The organism is Caulobacter sp. X (assembly GCF_002742635.1).
Classification (GTDB): Bacteria; Pseudomonadota; Alphaproteobacteria; order Caulobacterales; family Caulobacteraceae; genus Caulobacter.
Genome location: NZ_PEGF01000001.1, coordinates 2,149,680 through 2,170,931 on the forward strand (window position 1 = coordinate 2,149,680; position 21,252 = coordinate 2,170,931).

At 68.0% G+C, this 21,252-nt stretch carries 18 protein-coding genes and 1 tRNA gene; 13 read left to right on the top strand and 6 right to left on the bottom strand.

Going from position 1 to position 21,252, the window contains the following annotated elements:
* The first annotated feature begins 20 nt into the window (after positions 1-20).
* Together CSW60_RS09905 and CSW60_RS09910 are read left to right on the top strand one after the other, a co-directional pair.
* Positions 21-1,832 carry a methyl-accepting chemotaxis protein gene (locus tag CSW60_RS09905; RefSeq protein WP_099537087.1) on the top strand — a complete coding sequence of 604 codons (1,812 nt, stop codon included), beginning with the start codon at positions 21-23 and terminating at the stop codon, positions 1,830-1,832.
* Between the two features lie 64 nt (positions 1,833-1,896).
* Positions 1,897-3,516: a long-chain fatty acid--CoA ligase gene (locus CSW60_RS09910; protein WP_099537088.1), complete on the top strand. Its 1,620-nt coding sequence runs from the start codon at positions 1,897-1,899 to the stop codon at positions 3,514-3,516.
* On the opposite strand, the gene CSW60_RS09915 is transcribed toward CSW60_RS09910, so the two are convergent.
* The 3 genes from CSW60_RS09915 to CSW60_RS09925 all read right to left on the bottom strand — a co-directional run bounded on the left by CSW60_RS09915 (position 3,513) and on the right by CSW60_RS09925 (position 5,516).
* Positions 3,513-3,989 carry a GNAT family N-acetyltransferase gene (locus tag CSW60_RS09915; RefSeq protein ID WP_099537089.1) on the bottom strand — a complete coding sequence of 159 codons (477 nt, stop codon included), beginning with the start codon at positions 3,987-3,989 and terminating at the stop codon, positions 3,513-3,515. The genes CSW60_RS09910 and CSW60_RS09915 overlap by 4 nt on opposite strands.
* An 87-nt stretch (positions 3,990-4,076) precedes the next feature.
* On the bottom strand, positions 4,077-4,472 hold the full coding sequence (locus tag CSW60_RS09920) for a PaaI family thioesterase (RefSeq protein ID WP_099537090.1): 396 nt from the start codon (positions 4,470-4,472) through the stop codon (positions 4,077-4,079).
* 39 nt (positions 4,473-4,511) lie between these two features.
* Complete coding sequence (locus CSW60_RS09925; RefSeq protein WP_099537091.1) at positions 4,512-5,516, bottom strand: aldo/keto reductase; 1,005 nt, start codon at positions 5,514-5,516, stop codon at positions 4,512-4,514.
* A 96-nt stretch (positions 5,517-5,612) separates the two neighbouring features.
* Between CSW60_RS09925 and CSW60_RS09930 the strand changes: the two genes are divergently transcribed.
* The 3 genes from CSW60_RS09930 to CSW60_RS09940 all read left to right on the top strand — a co-directional run bounded on the left by CSW60_RS09930 (position 5,613) and on the right by CSW60_RS09940 (position 13,224).
* Positions 5,613-6,503, top strand: a complete 891-nt coding sequence (locus CSW60_RS09930) for a LysR family transcriptional regulator (protein ID WP_099537092.1) — start codon at positions 5,613-5,615, stop codon at positions 6,501-6,503.
* Positions 6,504-6,611: 108 nt separating this feature from the next.
* The gene (locus tag CSW60_RS09935) at positions 6,612-10,628 is read left to right on the top strand and encodes an ice nucleation protein (protein WP_099537093.1); all 4,017 of its coding nucleotides are present in this window, start codon (positions 6,612-6,614) and stop codon (positions 10,626-10,628) included.
* Between the two features lie 109 nt (positions 10,629-10,737).
* Positions 10,738-13,224 carry a TonB-dependent receptor gene (locus CSW60_RS09940; protein ID WP_099537638.1) on the top strand — a complete coding sequence of 829 codons (2,487 nt, stop codon included), beginning with the start codon at positions 10,738-10,740 and terminating at the stop codon, positions 13,222-13,224.
* Between the two features lie 76 nt (positions 13,225-13,300).
* On the opposite strand, the gene efp is transcribed toward CSW60_RS09940, so the two are convergent.
* Positions 13,301-13,867: an elongation factor P gene (gene efp, locus CSW60_RS09945; RefSeq protein WP_066687129.1), complete on the bottom strand. Its 567-nt coding sequence runs from the start codon at positions 13,865-13,867 to the stop codon at positions 13,301-13,303.
* Between the two features lie 93 nt (positions 13,868-13,960).
* Here efp and epmA point away from each other — a divergent pair, with 93 nt between their 5' ends.
* From epmA to CSW60_RS09965, 4 genes are all read left to right on the top strand, one after another.
* A complete protein-coding gene (gene epmA, locus CSW60_RS09950) occupies positions 13,961-15,034 on the top strand; it encodes an EF-P lysine aminoacylase EpmA (protein ID WP_369801026.1) in 1,074 nt (357 codons plus the stop codon).
* 216 nt (positions 15,035-15,250) lie between these two features.
* The gene (locus CSW60_RS09955; protein ID WP_099537095.1) at positions 15,251-15,436 is read left to right on the top strand and encodes a hypothetical protein; all 186 of its coding nucleotides are present in this window, start codon (positions 15,251-15,253) and stop codon (positions 15,434-15,436) included.
* Between the two features lie 4 nt (positions 15,437-15,440).
* On the top strand, positions 15,441-15,917 hold the full coding sequence (locus CSW60_RS09960; protein WP_099537096.1) for a tellurite resistance TerB family protein: 477 nt from the start codon (positions 15,441-15,443) through the stop codon (positions 15,915-15,917).
* 80 nt (positions 15,918-15,997) lie between these two features.
* On the top strand, positions 15,998-16,699 hold the full coding sequence (locus CSW60_RS09965) for a VIT family protein (RefSeq protein ID WP_099537097.1): 702 nt from the start codon (positions 15,998-16,000) through the stop codon (positions 16,697-16,699).
* Here the strand turns inward: CSW60_RS09965 and CSW60_RS09970 are convergent.
* Both CSW60_RS09970 and CSW60_RS09975 read right to left on the bottom strand, forming a co-directional pair.
* Positions 16,696-17,130 (bottom strand): acyl-CoA thioesterase, encoded by a 435-nt coding sequence (locus CSW60_RS09970; protein ID WP_099537098.1) that lies wholly within the window; start codon positions 17,128-17,130, stop codon positions 16,696-16,698. The two genes, CSW60_RS09965 and CSW60_RS09970, sit on opposite strands and share 4 nt — an antisense overlap.
* Positions 17,131-17,133: 3 nt before the next feature.
* Positions 17,134-17,418: a zinc-finger domain-containing protein gene (locus CSW60_RS09975; protein ID WP_099537099.1), complete on the bottom strand. Its 285-nt coding sequence runs from the start codon at positions 17,416-17,418 to the stop codon at positions 17,134-17,136.
* A 152-nt stretch (positions 17,419-17,570) separates the two neighbouring features.
* Here CSW60_RS09975 and CSW60_RS09980 point away from each other — a divergent pair, with 152 nt between their 5' ends.
* The 4 genes from CSW60_RS09980 to CSW60_RS09995 all read left to right on the top strand — a co-directional run bounded on the left by CSW60_RS09980 (position 17,571) and on the right by CSW60_RS09995 (position 21,150).
* A complete protein-coding gene (locus CSW60_RS09980) occupies positions 17,571-18,533 on the top strand; it encodes an ABC transporter ATP-binding protein (protein WP_099537100.1) in 963 nt (320 codons plus the stop codon).
* Between the two features lie 98 nt (positions 18,534-18,631).
* Entirely contained in the window at positions 18,632-19,693 is a 1,062-nt protein-coding gene (locus CSW60_RS09985; protein WP_099537101.1) for a purine nucleoside permease, read from the top strand.
* Positions 19,690-21,006, top strand: coding sequence for an NCS2 family permease (locus tag CSW60_RS09990; RefSeq protein ID WP_099537102.1), 1,317 nt, complete (start codon positions 19,690-19,692; stop codon positions 21,004-21,006). The genes CSW60_RS09985 and CSW60_RS09990 overlap by 4 nt, the downstream gene beginning before the upstream one ends.
* Positions 21,007-21,073: 67 nt before the next feature.
* Positions 21,074-21,150: transfer RNA gene (locus tag CSW60_RS09995), tRNA-Arg, on the top strand.
* The last annotated feature ends 102 nt before the right edge of the window (positions 21,151-21,252 follow it).

Here is a 21,252-nt window from a genome sequence, read left to right on the forward strand (position 1 = left end):
GGGCTGCGGGATTCGGGGACATGCGTTACCGAGATTTGAGAATATCAATAAAACTGGGCGTTGCATTCATCGCCCTAATCGTCATTTCGGCGATCTCATCGGCGACGGTGTTCGCAAGCCTCAAGAAGATCGAAGACGCCTCCGTGTCCTCCCAGCGCAGCCTCGCGCTAGTGGCCCAGGCCGAACAGATCATGACGCTGGTCCTGGAACAGCAGAACGCCCTGCGCGGCTATGTCATCCTGGGCGATCCAAAGTTCGCCAAGACCTACGCGGAGTCGAAGGAGAAGTTCGACGCCAGCCTTGAGGCGTTCGAGGCCAAGACCACCGTTCCCGCGCAGAAGGCTCGCATCACCGCCCTCCGCGGCGCGATGGCTGACTGGCGGAGCGCCATCGGCGAACCGGCCCTGACCTTGATGGCGGATCCGGCGGCCGGCCGAGAGCAGGCTGGGCAACTCCTGGGCAAGAAGAGCCTGACCAAGATCCGCGCCATCCATGGCGAACTGGTCGCGGCGGCCAAGGAACGCGTCGCGATCCGCGCGAAGGAAGCCAAGTCCGCCCAGACCACCGCGAATCTCGCCCTGATCATCGGCGGCGCGCTGTCGCTGGTTACGGCCGGGCTGATGGGTTGGCTGCTCTCGCGCGCTATTGGCGCGCCCGTCGCGCAGATGACCTCCGCCATGCGTCGCCTCGCCAGCGGCGACAACACCGTCGAGGTCCCGGCGATGGGACGCAAGGATGAGATCGGCGACATGGCCGACGCTGTCGTCCACTTCAAGACCGCCGCGATCGAGAAGATCCGCCTCGAAGCCGAAGCGGCCGAGCAGCGCGCCCAGGTCGAGGCCGAGCGCCAGCAGCGCGAGCGCGAAAAGGCCGCGGAAGCCGAGGCCGACGCCTTCGCCATGAGCACCCTGGCCAAGGCGCTGGATCACCTGGCCTCCGGCGACCTGACCTATCGGATCAACGCCCAGCTGACGCCCAAGGCCGAAGGCCTGAAGCGCGATTTCAACACCGCCGCCGACCGCCTGCGCGACGCCTTGCGCGGCATCAACGGCGCCACGGGCGGCATCCGCGCCGGTTCGGAGGAAATCGCCTCGGCCTCCGACGACCTGTCGCGCCGCACCGAACAGCAGGCGGCCAGCCTGGAAGAGACCGCCGCGGCGCTGGACCAGATTACGGCCACGGTCCGCAAGACCGCCTCCGGCGCCCTGGAAGTCTCGACCCTGGTCGCCCAGGCCCGCGCCGGCGCGGAAAGGTCGGGCGCGATCGTCAGCCAAGCCGTCTCGGCCATGAGCGAGATCGAGACCTCGTCCAGCCAGGTCAGCCAGATCATCGGCGTGATCGACGAGATCGCCTTCCAGACGAACCTGCTGGCCCTGAACGCCGGCGTCGAAGCCGCGCGGGCGGGCGAAGCGGGCAAGGGCTTCGCGGTCGTCGCCCAGGAAGTGCGGGCCCTGGCCCAGCGCTCGGCCGAGGCCGCCAAGGAGATCAAGCAGCTGATCTCGACCTCCAGCGAGCAGGTCGAAACCGGTGTCGATCTCGTGGCCCAGACCGGCGATGCGCTGCGCGCCATCGTCGATCAGGTCGCCTCGATCGACACCCTGGTCAAGGAAATCGCCGCTTCGGCTCAAGAGCAGTCCACCGGCCTGCACCAGGTCAATGTCGCGGTGAACCAGATGGACCAGGTCGTCCAGCAGAACGCCGCCATGGTCGAGGAAGCCACGGCCGCCACCCACTCGCTGAAGGGCGAGGCCGGCGAGTTGGCCACGCTGGTCGGCCGCTTCCAGGTCGGCGAGGAGAAAGCTTCGGCGGCCCCGCGCGCCCGAGCGGCCTGACCGCTTCCCCTGAACGCCGATAAGGTTCTAGGCTCCTTCCAACGATAAGAGTTGGGAGGAGCCGATGATCCCGGGGCTCATGCAGACCGCGCCGCTGATGATCAGCGGCATTCTCGCCTACGCGGCCCAGGCGCATGGCGCGCGCGAGATCGTCTCTCGGCTGATCGACGAGCCGATCTGGCGCTATGACTATGCGGGGCTGGCCCGCCGCGCCGCCCAGGCCGCCCACGCCCTGCACCGCCTCGGCGTCGCGCCGGGAGACCGAGTCACCTCGCTGGCCTGGAACACCCACCGCCACCTCGAGCTGTTCTACGCCGTTCCCGGCGTCGCCGCGGTTCTGCACACGGCCAATCCGCGCCTTTCGGACGAGCAGATCGCCTATACGATCGACCACGCCGGCAGCCGCGTCCTGTTCTTCGAGCGCAACTTCCTGCCGCTGGTCGAGCGCATCGCGCCGCGCCTGGCGTCGGTGACCACATTCGTCATGCTGTCGGACGAGGCGCGGACCGAGCCGGGCGCGGTCGGCGCGATCTCCCACGAGGCGCTGATCGCCGGCGAGCCCGAGACGATCGATTGGCCATCCTTCGACGAGAACGCCGGCGCCTTCCTTTGCTACACCTCCGGCACGACCGGAGACCCCAAGGGCGTGCTGTATTCGCACCGCGCCGTGGTGCTGCACGCCATGGCCGGCGGCCTCAACAGCGCGTTCGGCTTCACGGCGTTCGACGTCGCCATGCCCTGCTCCAGCCTCTACCACGCCACCGCCTGGGGCGTGCCGTTCAGCGCCCCCATCTGCGGCGCGAAGCTGGTGCTGCCGGCCGACCGCATGGACGGCGCGTCGCTGCACGAGTTGATCGAGAGCGAAGGCGTCACCTTCACCGGCGGCGTGCCCACGATCTGGACCATGTACCTGGACTGGCTGGAGAAGAACCACGCCGCGCCGAGCACGCTCCAGCGGGTCGTGATCGGCGGCAGCGCCGTGCCGCGCGCCATGGCCGAGACCTTCAAGCGCCGCTACGGCGTCCAGACGCTGCAGATCTGGGGCATGACCGAGACCTGCCCGATCGGCGTCGTCGCCACGCCGACACCGGCCCTGGCCGCGCTCGGCGAGGACGCCATGGACGAGGCGATCTGGACGCGCCAAGGCCGGCTGCAGTTCGGCATCGAGCTCAAGGTCGAGACCGAGGACGGCGACGACGCGCCCTGGGACGGCCAGACCTCCGGCGCGCTGAAGGTGCGCGGCCCGTGGGTGGTCAAGCGCTACTTCCGCAAGGACCACGACGCCACCGACGATGACGGCTGGTTCGACACCGGCGATATCGCCACGCTGGACGCCAACGGCTTCATGCGGATCACCGACCGCCAGAAGGACGTGATCAAGTCCGGCGGCGAGTGGATCAGCTCGATCGACCTGGAGAACGTCGCGGTCGGCTGCCCCGGCGTGAAGATCGCCGCGGTCGTCGGCGTGCCGCATCCGAAGTGGGAAGAACGCCCCTTGCTGGTTATCGAGCCGCACGAGGGCGCCGCCGTCACCAAGGCCGCCGTGCTGGCCTATCTGGCGCCGAGGATCGTCAAGTGGTGGACGCCCGACGATGTGGTCTTCGCGCCGGTGCCGCTGACCGCTACGGGCAAGATCGACAAGAAGGTGCTGCGCCAAGCCTGGCGGGGACATTTGGGGGGCTAGAGCTTCAAACGCCAACTCTCGGACACCAGCCCTTCGCCGAAGCCGTCGTAGGGCCAGCTGTCCTCCAACACGAAGCCGAAGCGGGCGTAATGGCGACGGGCCGCCAGGAGGTTGCTCTGGGTCCAGAGGATGACCTCGGCGTAGCCCGCCGCCCGCGCGAACCCCAGGCACGCGCCGATCAGGGCCTCGCCAACGCCCAGTCCTCGCGCTGATGGGTCGACCAGCAGCAGGCGCAGGCGGGCGACCGTTTCGCTCTCCTTGACCAGCATGATCGAGCCAACCTTGCGCCCCTCGTGCTCGGCGATCCAGCAGGCCTCGCGGCTCGCGTCGAACGTTTTGACGTAGTCGGCCACGACCCCCGCCACCACGCCCTCGAAGCGATGGTCCCAGCCCTGTTCGGCGGCGTAGAGCTCGCCGTGCCGCTGGACGATCCAGCCCAGGTCGCCAGGCGCGGGCGGACGCAGCGCGATCATGCTTCCAACGACGCCTTCAGCCCGGCCAGATCGCGCGTCATGACCGTCGATCCTTGAATGCTTATGCGCCGGGTTCCGAGCACGCGCCTACTCCACCGTCATCTGGGTCTGGGTGACCACCGCCGCCAGCTTGCCGTCCTCGCCCTCGATCCGCGTGACCCAGATGCTGGAGCGCCGACCGATATGCAACGGCGTCGCCACGGCCTTCACCGTCGTTCCGACAGCGGCGGGAGCGATGAAGTTGGTCTTGCTCTCCAGCGTCGTGGTTCGCTTGCCTTCCGGCGTCGACAGGAACGCGCCGATGGCGCCCAGCGTGTCGGCCAGGGCCATGGCCGCGCCGCCATGCAGGATTCCGCCGGCGGTGCACAGATCAGGCCGGACCAGCAGCCGTCCCTCGACGCAATCGGGGGCGGCGTGGACGATCTCGACGCCCATCAGAGCGGCGAACGGCAGAAGGGCGAGATCGAAGACGGGCGTGCTCATGACGGCATCTGACGCCCGCCTCCGCCCCGGATGCAAGCGTCAGTGTGAACCGCGCTCGCTGTCGAGGTGGGCCATCATCGCCTCCGCGTACCGCGTTCCCGCCACGGCGGCAGCCGGGACCGCCGCCTCGATCGCCGCCAGGTCCTCGGCGGTCAGGGAAACTTCCAGCGCTCCCAAGGCCTCGGACAGGCGGTCACGACGACGCGCGCCGATCAGCGGGACGATATCGTCGCCCCGCGAGGCCACCCAGGCGATGGCGGCCTGGGCCGTCGTCACGCCCTTGGCTTCGGCGACCGCGCGAAGAGCTTCGGCCAGCTTCAGGTTCGCCGTCAGGTTCTCACCCTGGAAGCGCGGACTGTGGGCGCGGAAGTCGCGTCCGCCCTGACCGGTCTGCGGCGTCCAATGCCCGCTGATCAGGCCGCGCGAGAGCACGCCATAGGCCGTCATGCCGATGCCGAGTTCGCGCAGCGTCGGCAGGATCTCCGCCTCGACGGTCCGCGAAACCAGCGAGTACTCGATCTGCAGGTCGACGATCGGCGCGACCTTGGCCGCCCGGCGGATCGTCTCGGCCCCGACCTCGGAAAGGCCGACGTGGCGGACGTAGCCGGCCTGGACCATCTCGGCGATGGCCCCGATGGTGTCTTCGATCGGCACGTCGGGATCCAGGCGCGAGGGCCGGTAGATGTCGATGTGATCGACGCCCAGGCGCTTGAGGCTATAGGCGAGGAAATTCTTGATGGCCTTGGGTCGGCCGTCATAGCCGAGGAAACCGCCGATCGGATCGCGCAAGGCGCCGGTCTTGACGCTGAGCACCAGGCGGTCGCGCTTGTGGCTCTTGAGCGCCTCGCCGATCAGCATCTCATTGTGGCCCATGCCGTAGAAGTCGCCAGTGTCGATCAGCGTGATCCCGGCCTCCACGGCGGCGTCGAAGGTGGCTAGGCTCTCGGTCCGGTCAGCAGGGCCGTACATGTCGGACATGCCCATGCAACCCAGGCCGAAGGCCGAGACGACGGGCCCCGTCTTTCCCAATTGGCGCGTCTTCATCTGATGTCTCCATGCGGTTGGCGGAGCTGTTATGCGCCAGCGCATTTCGTGCGATAATCCGACAAGGTTCGCACGACCTGTTCGGATAAACGCACAATGCAGCAGGCCGACTTCGCCGATCTCGACGCTTTCACGGCGGTGGCCCGCGCCCGCGGCTTCCGTGCTGCGGCGGCCTTGCGCGGCGTCTCGCCTTCATCGCTCAGCGAAGCGGTGCGGCGGTTGGAAACGCGGCTGGGCGTGCGCCTGCTCAATCGCACCACGCGCAGCGTCACGCCCACCGAGGCTGGCCAGAAGCTCCTGGAGCGCCTCTCTCCCGCCCTCGCCGACGTTGCCCTGGCGCTGGACGAGGTCAACGCCTTCCGCGACAGCCCGACGGGCACGCTGCGCCTGAATGTTCCGGGCGTGGTGGCCAAGGTCGTCCTGCCGCGCCTGCTGCCGCGCTTCCTGGCGCTGCATCCGGGCGTCTCAGTGGAGGTGGTGGCCGACGACGCGTTCATCGACGTGCTGGCGGCCGGGTTCGACGCCGGCGTTCGTTACGACGAGCGGCTTGAGAAGGACATGATCGCCGTACCGCTGTCGGGGCCGCAGCGCTTCGTCCTGGTCGCCTCGCCCGCCTATTTCGCCGCCCACGGACGCCCCGCCCATCCGCGCGACGTGCTCGACCACGCCTGCATCCGCCACCGCTTCGCCAGCGGCTCATCCTATGCCTGGGAGTTCGAGAAGGACGGCGAGGTGGTCCGCATCAGCCCCACGGCCCGGCTGACCTCGACCAATATCGATCTGGAGCTGGCGGCCTGCGAAGCCGGTGTCGGCCTGATGGCCACCTTCGAGGACTTCGTCGCCGAAGCCCTGGCCGCGGGTCGGCTGGAGACGGCGCTCGACGACTGGCTGCCGCCGTTCTCTGGTCCCTACCTCTACTACGCCAGTCGCCGCCACATGCCCGCGCCTCTGCGCGCGTTCGTGGATTTCCTGAAGTCAGAGCGATGACGGCGGAATTATGGTTAATACAGTTTGAACTAAACAAAACTCCACCTAAAGTCGTCTAGCGATTCGCAAAGGTTGCGGCCAACGCCGCGGTGAGTTGTTGGAGTAGCGATGGCGGTTGTCAGCTCCGATCCGTCGGCCCTGTCCAGCCTGGCGCCGAGCCGGATCGCCGCCCTCAGCAGCGCGACCATCGCCGCCGCGCCGCCCTCGGAATTCGCCAGGCTCACTTCGCAGCAGGTCGCGGCGATCTCCGCGACCGCCATCGCCGCCCTGACTCCCGAACAGTTCGCCCGGTTCGGCGCCAGCCAGCTGGCGGGCCTGACCGCCGCCCAGCTGCCCCGACTGCCGGCCGTGGCCTTCAGCAGCACCCAGCTGATGGTCCTGAACCAGGCGCAGGTGTCGTCGCTGTCGCGCACGCAGATCCAGGCGCTGAGCACCGAGGCGCTCGACGGTCTGCGCATGACCCAGATCGCGGTCCTCAGCGCCGCGAACGTCTCGGCCCTGAACGCGACCCAGGTCCAGAGCCTGTCGGCGGTTCAGCTACGCGCGCTGAGCGCGGCTCAGCTGCGCGGTCTTTCGGCCGCCGACATGGCGGAGTTCACCGTGGATCAGGTCGCCAGCCTGACCCCCGCTCAACTTGGCATGCTGGGCCCGACCCAGGTCGTAAGCCTTTCAAGCAGCCAGATCGGAGCCCTGACCCCGACCCAGTTCGCCGGTCTTTCGGCGCCGACCATTAGGGCCATGCCGCCCGAAACCATCGCCTTGACCTCGGCGAGCCAGTGGTCCGCGGCTACGCCCGGCCAGCTTTCGTCCCTGACCTCGACCCAGATGAATGCCCTGGGGGACCGCAAGGCCGCCTTCAGCGCGACCCAGATTCGCGCCCTTTCGGCGACAGAGCTGGGCCGCGCGGGCCCCGCGTTCCTGGCCGCCTTGACGCCAACTCAGCTGAAGGGCCTGGGCGCCGGCCATGGCGCGGCGCTGTCCATCACCGCGATCACCAGTCTCGACATCCCGCAGCTGGCGGCGCTGGATCCCGCGGCGCTGGGCGGGTTGTCGCCCAGCGCCTTCTCGGCCCTGAACGCGACCCAGGTCAGCGCGCTCAGCGCCAGCCAGATCGCCCGCCTCCGCGGCGAGCAACTGAAGGCTTTGAACGGCGACGACTTCAACGAATTCACCCGCGCCCAGCTGAAGGCCTTTACGGCCAGCCAGATCCGCGACCTACCTCCCGAACGGCTAGCGGCCCTGACCGACGAGACCTTCGCGACTTTCACGCCCTCCCAGCTCAAGGCGCTGACGCCGCTGCAGCTGAAGGCGTTGTCGCGTAGCGATCTCGCGTCCCTGTCGACGGAACAAGCCCAGGCGCTGACCGCGGTGCAGGTCGCCGCGCTTTCGGGAACCCAGTTGGCCGCGTTGCGACAGGCCGGGCCGCTCTCCCAGGGGCAGCTCTACGGCATCACCGCCACTCAGCTGCGCGCCTTCACGCCGACCGATATCGCCCGCCTCAGCACGGCGGAGATCCGAGGGCTCAACAGTCAACAGGTCGGCGGCCTGACATCGACTGCCATCGCCGCCTTCAGCCAGGAGCAGGTGGACAGCCTGACCGGAAACCAGTTGCGCGGGTTGACGGCCACCCAGCTGAGCGGTCTCGACGACACCGAGGTCGGGCAACTGCGTCCCACCCAGATCGCGCTGCTGGACGGAACCCAGATCGGCGCGATGGCGCCGCACCTGTCGACCGGGATCATCGGCGGTCTCACCGCGACGCAGGTCTCGAAGATGTCCGTGACCGCGCTGGACGCGCTCTCGCAGACGCAGCTCGCGGCCTTCGGACCAACCCAGCTGCGCGCCCTGACAGCCGATCAGATCGGCAAGCTGCCGTCCGACATCCCCTCCGCGCTCAACGCCACCCAGATCGCCGCGCTCACGGCGCAGCAACTCGGCGCCCTTTCGCCGGACAATTTCGGCCGCCTGTCTCTCGACGGCCTGGCGCGACTGGACGCAAACCAGTTGAGGGGCCTCACCCCCACCCAAGGCCGAAGCCTGACGTCAGTCCAGCTCGGCGCATTCAATGGAACACAAATCGCCGCGCTGACCTCCAACGTGATCGGCGCGTTGTCGGCCAATGTCGTGGGCGACCTTTCGGCCACGCAGTGGGCTAGCCTCAGCACCGTCCAAACCCAGGGCCTGACCCAGACCCAGCTCGCGGGCCTTGACGCCGACGACCTGCGAAAGCTGTCCGCCACGCAATGGACGGCGTTGCGATCGACCCAGATCGCGGGCCTCTCCGCCACGGCGGTCGCCGCTCTCGACGCAGACCGCCTAGCCCAGTTGACGCCGACCCAACTGGCGGGTCTTGCGCCCAACGCCTTTTCGGCGCTCGACGCCGCTCGCGTCGCCGCCCTCTCGACAGGTCAGATCGCGGCTCTGACGGCGACGCAGCTCCGCGGCCTCTCGCCCGAGGACATGGCCGAGTTTAGCGCCACGCAGATCAGCGCGATCAATGCTTCGCAGGTGGCCGCCCTCCCTTCGACGAACGTGGCCGCGCTGAGCTCAGGCCAGGTGGCGGCCCTGGGCGCCAACCAGATCCGGGCCATGGCGCCGTCGCAGATCTCGGCCTTGCGCCCGCCCCAGCTCAGCGGCCTGTCCAGCAGCCAATTGGCCGCCTTGAGCTCCGTCCAGTTGGGGGCGCTAACGACCGACGCCTTGGCGGCTCTGACCGCGACGCAGGTCGGCGCGCTGACCGCCGCCCAGATGGCGGGCCTGAACGCCACGCAAGCGGCCAACCTGACAGGCGAACAGCTCGCCGGCCTGTCCAGCACGCAAGTGGGGGGGCTGAGCGGAGGCTTCCTCGCCGCGCTGACGCCGACAGCCTTCTCTGCGCTTACGGCGACGCAGGTCGCACGCCTGTCGACGACACAGCTTCAGACCCTGACCACGACTCAGGTCAGCGCCTTGTCGACAAGCGACTTCGCCGAGCTTTCGACGACACAGGTGAGCGGCCTTGCGCCTTCGCAGATCGCGGCGCTGTCGGTCACGAACCTGACCTCGCTTTCCACCACGGCGCTCGCCGGATTGTCGACGAGCCAGTTCGGCGGCCTGACGAGCGCCCAGCTCGCCGCCCTGCCCGACAGCGCCGTAAAGACGCGCATCGGACAATTGACCCCCAGCCAGATCGCCGGCGTCTCCGCCACACTGATCGCCAGCCTGTCGACCACCGAGGTCGCCGCGCTCAGCGCCAGCCAGGTTGGCGCGCTCTCCGCCACGGCCCTTGGGGCGCTGGGAACCAGCGGGCTGGCAAGCCTCACCTCGACCCAGGTGACCGGGCTTTCCACGACGCAGGTCGCCAGTCTCGACGCCAGCAGCTTTGGAAGCCTGTCAGAGACCCAGGTGGCCTCGTTGTCGGCCGCGCAGATCGGCGCGGTGCGCGGAGAAATTCTCTCGGCCTTGAACGCGACGCAATTCGCCCGGCTGACGGCCAGTCAGGTGCGCGGCCTGACCGCCACCCAGATCGAGCAGTTCAGCGCCGCCGACATCGGCGAAATCACCGTCACCCAGATCGGCGGGCTGAGCCCGCAGCAGATGGAGAATTTCTCAGCGGCCGACATCTCCGCCCTGACGGCGACGCAGGTCGCCGCTCTGACCGCGGCGCAGATCTCGGCGCTGACGCCGGTCCAGGTGCGCGGCCTCAGCCCGACCGACATGGCGGAGCTGAGCCGGACGCAGATCGCCGGTCTGACATCCAGCCAAATCGGCGCCCTGTCGATGAGCGCCATCGGCGCGATGTCGGAAGACCAGTTCGGCAATCTCAGCGCCAGCCAGGTGCGCGGCTTCACGGCCGAGCAGTTGACCGCCCTGGGCGCGAGCGGGCTGGCGCGCTTCTCCGGCGCGCAATTGGGCGCGCTCACGACCACCCAGGTGGGTCAGTTACCCGCCGCTTCGATCGAAGCCCTCAACGCCACGCAGGTCGGCCAGATCATGCCGAGCCAGATTCCTGGCTTCACGGCCGTCCAGATCGCCGCCTTCAAGCCTAGCCAGCTCAGCAGCCTGTCCCGGGCGCAGATCAACAAGCTGACCGCCGCGCAGCTCGACGCGATGGCGCCTGGCCAGTTGGAGGCGATCGGCCTCTAGGCTGTGGCGCCGGCGCATCGTCACATGCCAGTCGCGCGCCTGTCGCGGACTCGTCTTAGAGGGCGCCTATGCCCGCCCCATCGCATTTGCGTTTGGGGGATAGGGTATGATGCAATCGAAGACTTTCCAGGCGTTCAGTGGTCGGAAGGCCGCGCTCTGGTGCGGCGCGGCCTGCGCGGCGCTGCTGGCCACCGGCGCCAACGCGGCCGACACGGCGGCCGCCCCGGCTCCGGCCGCCGCCACGACGACGGAAGACAACACCGCCGTCGAACAGCTGATCATCACCAGCCAGCGTGAAACGCGCTCGGCGGTGGCGATGGAAGCCCAGCAAATCCAGCGCGTCCTGCCCGGCGCGAGCCCGCTGAAGGCCATCCAGTTCCTGCCCGGCGTCGTCTATCGGACCGCCGACCCGTGGGGCAACAACGAGCAGAACCTGTCGCTGTTCGTCCACGGCTTCTCGACCCAGCAGCTGGGCTATACCCTGGACGGCGTTCCGCTGGGAGACCAGCAGTACGGCAACTACAACGGCCTGTCGGTCTCGCGCGCCATCACCAGCGAGAACGTCTCGCGCGTCACCCTGTCGTCGGGCGCGGGCTCGCTGGGCGTGGCTTCGACCAGCAACCTGGGCGGCGCCATCGAAACCTTCAGCCGCGATCCGTCGGCCGAGCGCGGCCTCAACCTGCGCCAGACCTTGGGCAGCTACGATACCACCCGCACCTTCGTCCGCCTCGACAGCGGCGAAATGGCCGGCGGCTTCAAGGGCTACATCTCGTACCTGCGCCATGACGCGAAAGCCTGGGACTTCGACGGTCACCAGCGCGGCCATCAGGTGAACCTGAAGTTGATCCGCGAAGGCGAGAAGGGCGAGCTGACCTTCTACGCCGACTGGCAGATGAAGGTGGAGCCGAACGAAGACGCCACCGCCTTTGGCAACCAGCAGACCGCCGCCGGGCAAGGCTTCACGCCCTATACCCGCGCCTTCATCTATCCGGACCTGGATGCCTGCAAGGCCAACCTGACGGGCGGTCCCGGCACTCCGCCGCCGTCGCAGGGCAACAACTTCTCGAACTGCTTCAGCGCCGCCCAGCGCGAGGACATCCTGTCGTACATCAAGTACGCTTGGCGCCCGACCGAGAACCTGACCTGGACCAACCAGGTCTATTATCACTACAATTTCGGCCGTGGCATCGTGGCCGGTCCCGTCAACACCGCCGGCCTGCCGGGCCTGTTCGCGACCTACTATCCGAACCTGGTCGTCGGCTCGACCACCAGCACCGCCACCCTAACCAACATCGTCAACCTGTTCGGCGGCAGCGGCTACGCGGTGCGCACCACCGAGTACAGAATTAACCGCCCGGGCGCGCTGTCGACGGTCGAGTGGACCCTGGGCGATCACCAGATCAAGGGCGGCGTCTGGTTCGAGCACAACGAACCGGCGCAGCAACGCGCCTGGTATCCGATGACCAAGGAAAACAACGACCTGTCGCCGTACGACGTGCCGCGCGGCAAGAAGGTGCTGACCCAGTACGCCGCCGAGTTCTTCACCAACGACATCCAGCTGCACCTGCAGGATCAGTGGCGGATCCGTCCGAACCTGCTGCTGCAAGCCGGCTTCAAGTCGAGCCTGCAGGACGCCACCGGCAAGTTCCCGATCAACCAGAAGAACCTGCCGACCGTCGCCGTGCCGGTGCAGTATCCGACCGGCAGCATCGAGTCGAACAAGTGGTTCCTGCCGCAGGTGGGCGTGCTGTGGGACATCAGCGACCGCGACCAGCTGTTCGTGAACGTCCAGCAGAACATGCGCCAGTTCATCCCGTACGGCGCGGGCAGCGGCTTCTACGGCTTCTCGGCCTGGAGCCTGGGCACCCAGGCGGCCTTCGAGCTGTTCAAGTCGACGGTGAAGCCGGAAACCTCGTGGACCTATGAAATCGGCCTGCGCTCGCGTCGCGACGTGGCCTGGGGGCCGGTCACCGGGATCGAGGGCCAGGTCAACGCCTATGACGTCAAGTTCAGCAACCGCCTGCTGAACATCGCGCCCTACAACTTCATCAACCCGGCGCCAGCCATCCTGGCCAACGTCGGCGGCGTGACGACCAAGGGCGTCGACATCGCCGGAACGCTGAAGTTCGGCGAGCACTTCCAGCTCTACAACGCGGTCTCGTATAACGAGTCCAAGTACGACCAGAACTACCAGAGCGGCACGACCCTGGTGAACGGCGTCTCGACCCCGGTCACGGTGGCCACCGGCGGCAAGTACGTGCCGCTGACGCCCAAGTGGATGAACAAGACGATCGCCCGCTTCAACTACGGCGCCTTCGACGCCCAGATCAGCGGCGACTACGTCGGCAAGCGCTTCGTCACCTATCTCAATGACCTCTCGGTCAAGTCGATGATGCTGGTCGACCTACAGGCCGGCTACACCTTCGACATGGCCGATAAGGGCTTCGTGAAGGGCCTGCGCATCACCGCCAACGTCACTAACCTCTTCGACAAGAAGGGCGTCTCGACGGCCGGCGTGACCAGCAACTCGGGCGGCTACACGGCCTTCCCGCAGTCGCCGCGCATGGGCTTCGTGACGGTGTCGGCGGACTTCTAGTCCGCCAGCATACCAAAAGACAAAAGGCCCGGCGGTCTCCCGCCGGGCCTTTCCTGTTTCAGCGCCCGAGGAACGCTTAGTCCTTGGCGCGTTCGACGTAAGAGCCGTCTTCGGTCAGGATCACAACCTTGGTGCCGGACGTGATGTACGGCGGGACCGTCGTCTTCACGCCGTTGCTCAGCACGGCGGGCTTGTAGGACGAGCTGGCGGTCTGGCCCTTCACCGACGGTTCGGTGTCGACGATCTCGAGCACCACGGTGCGCGGCAGGTCGATGGCGATCGGCACGTCGTTGTGGGTCGACAGGATGACGGTCATGCCTTCCTGCAGGTACGGGGCGGCGTCGCCGATCACCTCTTCCGTCGCCACGAGTTGGTCGTAGGTCTCGGGGTTCATGAAGTGGAAGCCCTCGCCGTCCTGGTACAGGAAGGTGTGGTTGCGGTCGTCGACGAAGGCGCGCTCGACCTGCTCGGTCGTGCGATAGCGTTCCGAAACCTTCACGCCGTCCGAGATGCGGCGCATGTTCAGCTGGGTCACCGGGGTGCCCTTGCCGGGGTGGATGTTCTCGGCGCTCAGGACGACATAGAGCTTGCCGTCGAGATCGACGACGGAGCCTTTGCGGAGCGAGCTGGCTGCGACCTTCACGTAGTTACCGTCCTTGGTGGAAAGCGCGCGCGAGGCCGCGGGCGCGTTCGTGCTATTGATCCGTGAGCGCCCTCCTATAGCGAAAGGGCCGAAATCTCCAGTCTCTTCGGTTTAGAGCCCTTGCCGCACTCTTCCTCGACCTGGTGGCGCACGGACGTCCACCAAGACCGCCGCCCCTTCCTGCTGGCGCGTAATCGCATCACCAAGGCCTTTCGCGCCTGGTTCGAGGCTCAGGGCTTCGAGGAGGTCGAGACGGCCGCCTTGCAGGTCTCGCCCGGCGCCGAAGCGCACCTGCACGCCTTCGCCACCGAGTCGCTGAGCGCCGCCGGCGAGGCCGCGCCGCTCTACCTGCACACCTCACCCGAGTTCGCCTGCAAGAAGCTGCTGGCGGCCGGCGAGGAAAGGATCTTCAGCCTGGGCAAGGTCTGGCGCAATCGCGAGCGCGGCCCCCTGCACCATCCCGAGTTCACGATGCTAGAGTGGTACCGCGCCGAGGCGCCATACGAGACTCTGATGGACGACTGCGCGGCTCTGCTCGCCTTGGCGGCTGAGACGGCGGGAACACAAAGTTTCGAATTCCGGGGCATGGTCTGTAACCCCTTCGCATCGCCCGAGCGGCTGTCGGTGGCCGAGGCCTTCCGCCGCCACGCCGGCGTCGATCTGCTGGCCAGCGTGGCGGCCGACGGCGTCACGGACCGCGACGCTCTCGTCGCCGAAGCCGCCGCGGCGGGCGTCCGCGTAGCCGACGACGACACATGGGCCGACATCTTCAGCCGGATCATCGTCGAAAAGGTCGAGCCGCGCCTGGGCGAAGGCCGCCCCACGATCCTTTGCGAATATCCGATCCCCGAGGCGGCTCTGGCGCGCCCCAAGGCTTCCGATCCGCGCGTCGCCGAGCGCTTCGAGCTCTATGCCTGCGGCGTCGAGCTGGCCAACGCCTTTGGCGAGCTCACCGACCCCGTGGAGCAACGCCGCCGCTTTGGGCTGGAGATGGACGAGAAGGCTCGCGTCTATGGCGAACGCCATCCCATCGACGAGGACTTCCTGGCGGCCCTGGCCCACATGCCGGAAGCGTCAGGGTCGGCCCTGGGCTTCGACCGCCTGGTTCTCTTGGCGACCGGCGCGCGCCGGATCGAGGACGTCCTCTGGACGCCCGTCGCCGGATAGACGCCGAAAAATTTCATCGCCCCTCTTGTGTCCCGTCCCATTTCTCCCAAAGTCTTAGGTGCGGGCCGGGCCCCTCTGACGTTTCGACGCTTAGCGTCGGGCGTGATGTCGGACCGCATCGAGTGCGCTCGATGCCGGGTCCTGGAGGCCGCTTCCCCCCTCTGAGCCCCATCGCCCAGCATCGGCGCACTCCCCCGAACAGAGGAGAGCGAGGACATGCCCTTGATGAACGCTCAGCAGCTTCGCGCGGAGATCGCCCGGCTGAGCACGGCCATGCGCGAGGAGAGCGCACAGCCCAACCCGGACAAGGCCAAGATCCAGATCTGGAGCCTGCGGCGGCAAAGCCTGCAGGAACGTCTGTGGACCATTGAACTGAACGCCGCCACCGCGCGGTGGGCCTGAGATCATGTCCAAGGCCGTCAACGATAACGACAACGAGGAAACGCTCATGAACAACGCCCTGCGCAAGGCGCTGGCGCCGACCGACGTCTGGACACCCCGCCAACTGGAGCAGCTCGACGCCGTGGTGGCGGCCTGCGCCCTGATCGCCCACGCCGACGGCGAGGTCTCGACCGAAGAGCGTGGGCGGATGCTGGACCGGATCCGAGGTCAGGCGGGATTGATCCCGTTCGGCGTCGACGATGTGCTCGAAGCCTTCGAGGCCCTTGACGCCCGGTTCGAGACACGGCCGGAGGAGGCTCGGGCGGAGGCGGAGATGATGATCCGCCAGCTCAAAGGACGGGCGGAGGCCGTGGAGGTCGCGGCGGCGGCGGTGGCGGTTTCGATCGCGGACGGCGGCCTTCAGGCCGAGGAACGCCAGGTCATCCTGGATATCTGCGCCTGGCTCGACGTCGCGCCGACCCAGTTCGACCTGTCGCACTAGCCCCGTAAGCCGCCGCCAAGCTTGACCCGACGCAGCCGCCTGGGTCCTCCTTTGGTCGAATTCGATCAAGGGGTACGGCCATGGCTCGGTTGAAGGCGCATGTCGAACGACACGCGGTGTCGAGGATCGGCTGGCTGCGCGCCGCCGTCCTGGGCGCCAATGACGGCATCGTGTCGACGGCGGCGTTGGTGGTCGGCGTCGCGGCGGCGGAGACCTCGCGCGGCGCGGTCCTGCTGGCCGCGGGCGCAGGTCTGGTCGCTGGCGCGATGTCGATGGCCGCTGGCGAGTACGTCTCGGTCAGCTCCCAGGCCGACAGCGAGGCCGCGGACTTGGCGCGTGAACGCCAAGAATTGGCGACCAAGCCGGAAGAAGAGCTGGATGAGATGACCGCGATCTATGTCTCGCGCGGTCTGACGCCAGACCTCGCCCGCCAGGTCGCCGCGCAGCTGAACGCGGGCGATGCGCTGGCCGCCCATGCGCGCGACGAACTGGGCATTTCCGAGCACCTGACCGCCCGGCCGGTCCAGGCCGCCCTGACCTCGGCGGCGACCTTCGCGGTGGGCGCGGCCATGCCCCTGGCGGTCACCGCGATCGCGCCGCTTCAGGTGATGATCCCGGTCGTGACGGTCGCGACCTTGGCGGCCCTGGCCGTGCTCGGCTGGCTGGGCGCGTGGGCAGGCGGCGCGCCGCGGCTCAAGTCGGTGATCCGCGTGACCTTCTGGGGAGTCCTGGCCCTGGCGGCCACGGCCCTGATCGGCAAGGTGTTCGGCGCGGTCGTTTAAACCGGCAAGGGTCGCGGCTTGCGGTGCTCATCGATGGCCACGAAGGTGAAGACGCCTTCGGTCACCTTGTGCGCCTGCTCTCCGTCCCGGCGGCGACGCCACGCCTCGACGGCGACCTTGAGAGAGGTGCGGCCCGTATGGATCACCTTGGCGAACAGGCTGACCTCGTCGCCCACGAAGACGGGGCTGATGAAGGTCATGCCGTCGATGGCGATCGTGGCGCAGCGACCCGCCGCGCGGTGGAAGGCGATCGACGCCGCCGCCAAGTCCATCTGCGACAGCAGCCAGCCGCCGAAGATGTCGCCTTCGGGATTGGTGTCGGACGGCATGGCGATGGCGCGCAGCACCGGCGCCTCGTGCGGCCACTCGGCCTTCTCCCAGGCCTTGGCGAGGGTCTCGGCCCGCTGGTCCGTCGGAACGCTGTCGTTCACGGCTTAGTGGCCGCCGGCGCCTTCATAGACGCCGGGCGCGAGTTGCTCGTCCTCGTCGCCCTCGCCCGTCGCCGCGACAAAGCGACGGTCACAGTAGGGGCAGTCGACAAAGCCGGCCGCGCCCATCTCCAGCCAGACGCGCGGATGACCCAGAGCGCCGCCGACGCCGTCGCAGGCGATGCGGTGCGAGCGGACGATGATCGTCTCCGGCGCGGGACCGGCGATCGCCGCCGGATCCATGGCGGTCGGAACGGTCGCTTTGGCGGTCGGGGTCTTGGCCTTGGCCATCTTCGGAAGTCCTCGAATTCGGATCGCGGCCTTGGCGTCGCCGCGAACGAGGCATACCTATGCGACGCCGAAAGGCGCCGTCAATCGACGCGCGCCTCCGGGGGCCCTTCTCGCGGCGTTTCCGGCCTCGCCGTTTGCATTCTGGACGATCCATGGACCTGCCCGCTTACGCCATCGAAGCCGAAGGCCTCTACAAGACCTACGCCGCCACCAAGACCTCGCCCGAGAAGCGGGCGCTTAACGGCATCGACCTGAAGGTCCCGCGCGGCTCGATCTTCGGCCTCCTGGGCCCCAATGGCGCGGGCAAGTCGACCTTCATCAACATCCTGGCCGGCCTGGTGCGCAAAAGCTCGGGCACGGTGCGGATCTGGGGCCGCGACATCGACCAGCGTCCTCGCGACGCCCGCGCGGCGATCGGCGTCGTGCCCCAGGAGCTGGCCGCCGACGTCTTCTTCACACCGCGCGAGTCACTGGAGGTCCAGGCGGGCTTCTATGGCGTGGCCAAGCGGGAGCGGCGCACCGACGAACTGCTGAACGCTCTGGGCCTGGGCGACAAGGCGGGCGCCTATGTCCGACAGCTATCCGGCGGCATGAAGCGTCGCCTGATGGTGGCCAAGGCCATGGTCCACCAGCCCCCGGTGCTGATCCTGGACGAGCCCACCGCCGGCGTTGACGTCGAGCTGCGCCGCCAGCTCTGGCAGTACGTGACGGGCCTCAACGAGCTGGGCGTCACCATCGTTCTGACCACCCACTACCTGGAAGAAGCCCAGGAGCTCTGCGACCAGATCGCCATCATCAATCGCGGCGAGGTGGTGGCCTGCGAGCCGACCGGGACCCTGCTGCGCCGGATGGACAGCCGCAACGTCGTGGTCACACCGGAACAGCCCGTGACGGCCGCACCAGCCCTGGCGGGATTTGACACCAAGCTGCGTGCGGGCGGCGCCTTCTCGGTCAGCTATCGCACCGGCCAATCCAGCGTTGAACAGGTTCTGGCGGCCGTCCGCGCCAGCGGCGTTCTGATCAAGGACATCGCCACCGAGGATCCGGACCTTGAAGATGTCTTCGTCGCTCTGACCTATGGCGATCCGAACGCGGCCGACCCGACCAAGGACTAGTCAGCTCGCCTCACACCTGGCCGCCGGCGACAAACGCGCTTGCCAGGCTTGCCGCACCGCGCCAGCTTCGCCGCGATTTGCGCGCGAGGGGTTTGGCGATGCGGCTTCTGGGACTTGTTGTGGCGTTGTGCCTAGGCCTATCGGGCCTTGCCCAGGCGCGGGAGACCAAGCCTATCCCCGTCAAGGTCGTGGTGCTGACGACCTTCGAGATCGGCGAGGTGACCGGCGACAGGCCCGGCGAGTTCCAGCCCTGGGTCGAGGGCCTGCCGCTCAAGGAGACCATCGCTGTTCCCGGCCTGCGCCACGCCGCCCGCTGGTCGCCCGAGACCGGCGTGCTGGGCGTGATGACCGACATGCGCGCGCGTGCGCGGGAGAGCGTCGCCGCCCTGATCCTTTCCAAGCAGTTCGATTTCTCCAAGACCTATTGGATCGTGGCCGGCATCGCCGGCGTCGATCCCAAGGTCGCCTCGATCGGCAGCGCCGCCTGGGCGCGCTACGTCGTGGACGCCGACCCGATCTTTGAAGTCGACGACCGCGAGATCCCAGCCGACTGGCCCTATGGCCTCTACTCGCTGGAAACCGACAGGCCTAACGTGAAAGGCTCCGCTCAAGGGTCGTCCGGCATGGTCTGGGCGCTGAACTGGCGGCTCGTGGACTGGGCCTATGGCCTCACCGCCAAGACCCCCATCCCCGACAATCCCGCCCTGGCGGGCTTGCGCGCGCCCTACGCCAGCGACGTCAACGCCACCAAGCCACCGTTCGTCCTGAAGGGCGAGGCGCTGGGCGCCACCCGGTTCTGGCATGGCGCGCGTCGCACCCAATGGGCCGAGGACTGGGTCCGCCTTTGGACCGACGGCGCGGGGACCTTCACGATGACCGACTGCGAGGACCAGGGCGTCATGGACGTGCTCGACCTCTACGCGAAGGCCGGCAAGGTCGACTTCTCGCGCGTCCTGGTGCTGCGGACGGCCAGCAACTATTCGCGCGCGCCCACCGGCGCTCCGGAGTTCCCGCGCGCCTTCCATGGCGAGGGCGCGCAGGCGGCGTTCGACTCGGCCTACCGTGTCGGTTCGGTCGTGGTGCGTGAGCTAACCAGCCGCTGGGATCGCTATGAGGCCAATACGCCTAGCGCGGCGTCCATTGGGGGGACGGTGAAATGATCGAGCGGATGTTCAAGCTGTCGGCGCAAGGGACCTCGGTGCGCACCGAGGTGCTGGCGGGCTTCACCACCTTCCTGACCATGGCCTACATCGTGATCGTCAATCCGACGATCCTGGGCCAGGCGGGCATGCCCATCGCGGCGGTGGCGGCCGCCACCTGCCTCGCCGCCGGCTTCGGCAGCATCCTGATGGGCCTGATCGCCAACTATCCGATCGCCCTGGCGCCGGGCATGGGCCTCAACGCCTATTTCACCTTCACCGTCGTCAAGGGCATGGGCCTGCCGTGGGAGACCGCGCTCGGCTGCGTCTTCCTGTCCGGCGTGGCTTTCCTGGTCCTGACGGTCGCGGGCATTCGGCAACTGATCGTCGGCGCGATCCCGCGTCCGCTGTTCTCGGCCGTCGCCGCCGGCGTGGGCCTGTTCATCGCCTTCATTGGTCTCAAGGAGGCCGGCATCATCGTCGCCGATCCAGCCACGACCGTGGCGCTCGGCGACCTGACCAAGCCCAACGCCGCCCTCGCCATCCTGGGCCTTCTCGTCATGGGCGGGCTGATGGTCTGGCGGGTCAAGGGCGCGATCCTGATCGGCATCCTGGTCGCCGCGGTCGCTGGCTGGGCGCTGGGCCTCGCCAAGATCGTCCCTGGTGAATACGGCCTGGCGGCCCTCACCGCCACGGCCTTCAAGCTCGACGTCCCCGCCGCCCTGCACCTGAACGGCGGCATGGGCATGGCGCTGGCCGAGGTGATCTTCGTCTTTCTGTTCGTCGACCTGTTTGACAATGTCGGCACCCTGGTCGCCGTGACCAAGAAGGCCGGCCTCGTCCAGCCGGACGGCACGATCCCACGCCTCAACCGCATCCTGACCGCCGACTCGATCGCCACCATCGGCGGCTCCCTGGCCGGCACCTCGACCGTGGTCAGCTATATCGAGAGCGCCTCGGGCGTCGCCGCCGGCGGCCGCACGGGCCTGACGGCGGTCGTGGTCGGCCTGCTGTTCCTCGCCACGCTGTTCTTCGCGCCGTGGGTCCAGGCCATTCCGGCCGCCGCCACGGCGCCGGCCCTGATCATCGTCGGCTCGATGATGATTGGAGCGCTGGTCGACGTGGACTGGGAGGACCCGGGCGTCGCCATCCCGGCCTTCCTGACCGTGATCGCCATCCCCCTCACCTTCTCGATCGCCAACGGCCTGGCGTTCGGCATCACCGCCTATGCTGGGCTGAAGCTGATCCGAGGCAAGGCCCAAACGAGCGACTGGCTGCTGTTCGTGCTGGCGGCGCTATTCGTCGCTCGCTTCATCTACATGGGGGCGGCCTAGGCCGCCCCCCGCAAGACCGTTTGCGCCACGGCCGCCTTTCGGCTAAGACCCGCTTCCCGCAAGGGATGCACCCGTAGCTCAGCTGGATAGAGCGTTGCCCTCCGAAGGCAAAGGTCACACGTTCGAATCGTGTCGGGTGCGCCAGCGGCCTTCTCGTAAGTTCTGAGACTTGAGCGGCTCGGGCGGACATCCGTCCGCGAGCGCCATGGCTCACGGACGGAATCCCCCACCTGTGGCTGAGGGGCG

What these genes read in the sequence shown, in the direction of transcription:
- CSW60_RS09985 (WP_099537101.1), top strand. Translation starts at nt 18,632, where the DNA reads ATGCGGCTTCTGGGACTTGTTGTGGCGTTGTGCCTAGGCCTATCGGGC.
- CSW60_RS09935 (WP_099537093.1), top strand. Translation starts at nt 6,612, where the DNA reads ATGGCGGTTGTCAGCTCCGATCCGTCGGCCCTGTCCAGCCTGGCGCCG.
- CSW60_RS09940 (WP_099537638.1), top strand. Translation starts at nt 10,738, where the DNA reads ATGCAATCGAAGACTTTCCAGGCGTTCAGTGGTCGGAAGGCCGCGCTC.
- CSW60_RS09920 (WP_099537090.1), bottom strand. Translation starts at nt 4,472, where the DNA reads ATGAGCACGCCCGTCTTCGATCTCGCCCTTCTGCCGTTCGCCGCTCTG.
- CSW60_RS09955 (WP_099537095.1), top strand. Translation starts at nt 15,251, where the DNA reads ATGCCCTTGATGAACGCTCAGCAGCTTCGCGCGGAGATCGCCCGGCTG.
- CSW60_RS09975 (WP_099537099.1), bottom strand. Translation starts at nt 17,418, where the DNA reads ATGGCCAAGGCCAAGACCCCGACCGCCAAAGCGACCGTTCCGACCGCC.
- CSW60_RS09905 (WP_099537087.1), top strand. Translation starts at nt 21, where the DNA reads ATGCGTTACCGAGATTTGAGAATATCAATAAAACTGGGCGTTGCATTC.
- CSW60_RS09930 (WP_099537092.1), top strand. Translation starts at nt 5,613, where the DNA reads ATGCAGCAGGCCGACTTCGCCGATCTCGACGCTTTCACGGCGGTGGCC.
- CSW60_RS09965 (WP_099537097.1), top strand. Translation starts at nt 15,998, where the DNA reads ATGGCTCGGTTGAAGGCGCATGTCGAACGACACGCGGTGTCGAGGATC.
- CSW60_RS09990 (WP_099537102.1), top strand. Translation starts at nt 19,690, where the DNA reads ATGATCGAGCGGATGTTCAAGCTGTCGGCGCAAGGGACCTCGGTGCGC.
- CSW60_RS09925 (WP_099537091.1), bottom strand. Translation starts at nt 5,516, where the DNA reads ATGAAGACGCGCCAATTGGGAAAGACGGGGCCCGTCGTCTCGGCCTTC.
- CSW60_RS09915 (WP_099537089.1), bottom strand. Translation starts at nt 3,989, where the DNA reads ATGATCGCGCTGCGTCCGCCCGCGCCTGGCGACCTGGGCTGGATCGTC.
- CSW60_RS09960 (WP_099537096.1), top strand. Translation starts at nt 15,441, where the DNA reads ATGTCCAAGGCCGTCAACGATAACGACAACGAGGAAACGCTCATGAAC.
- CSW60_RS09910 (WP_099537088.1), top strand. Translation starts at nt 1,897, where the DNA reads ATGATCCCGGGGCTCATGCAGACCGCGCCGCTGATGATCAGCGGCATT.
- CSW60_RS09980 (WP_099537100.1), top strand. Translation starts at nt 17,571, where the DNA reads ATGGACCTGCCCGCTTACGCCATCGAAGCCGAAGGCCTCTACAAGACC.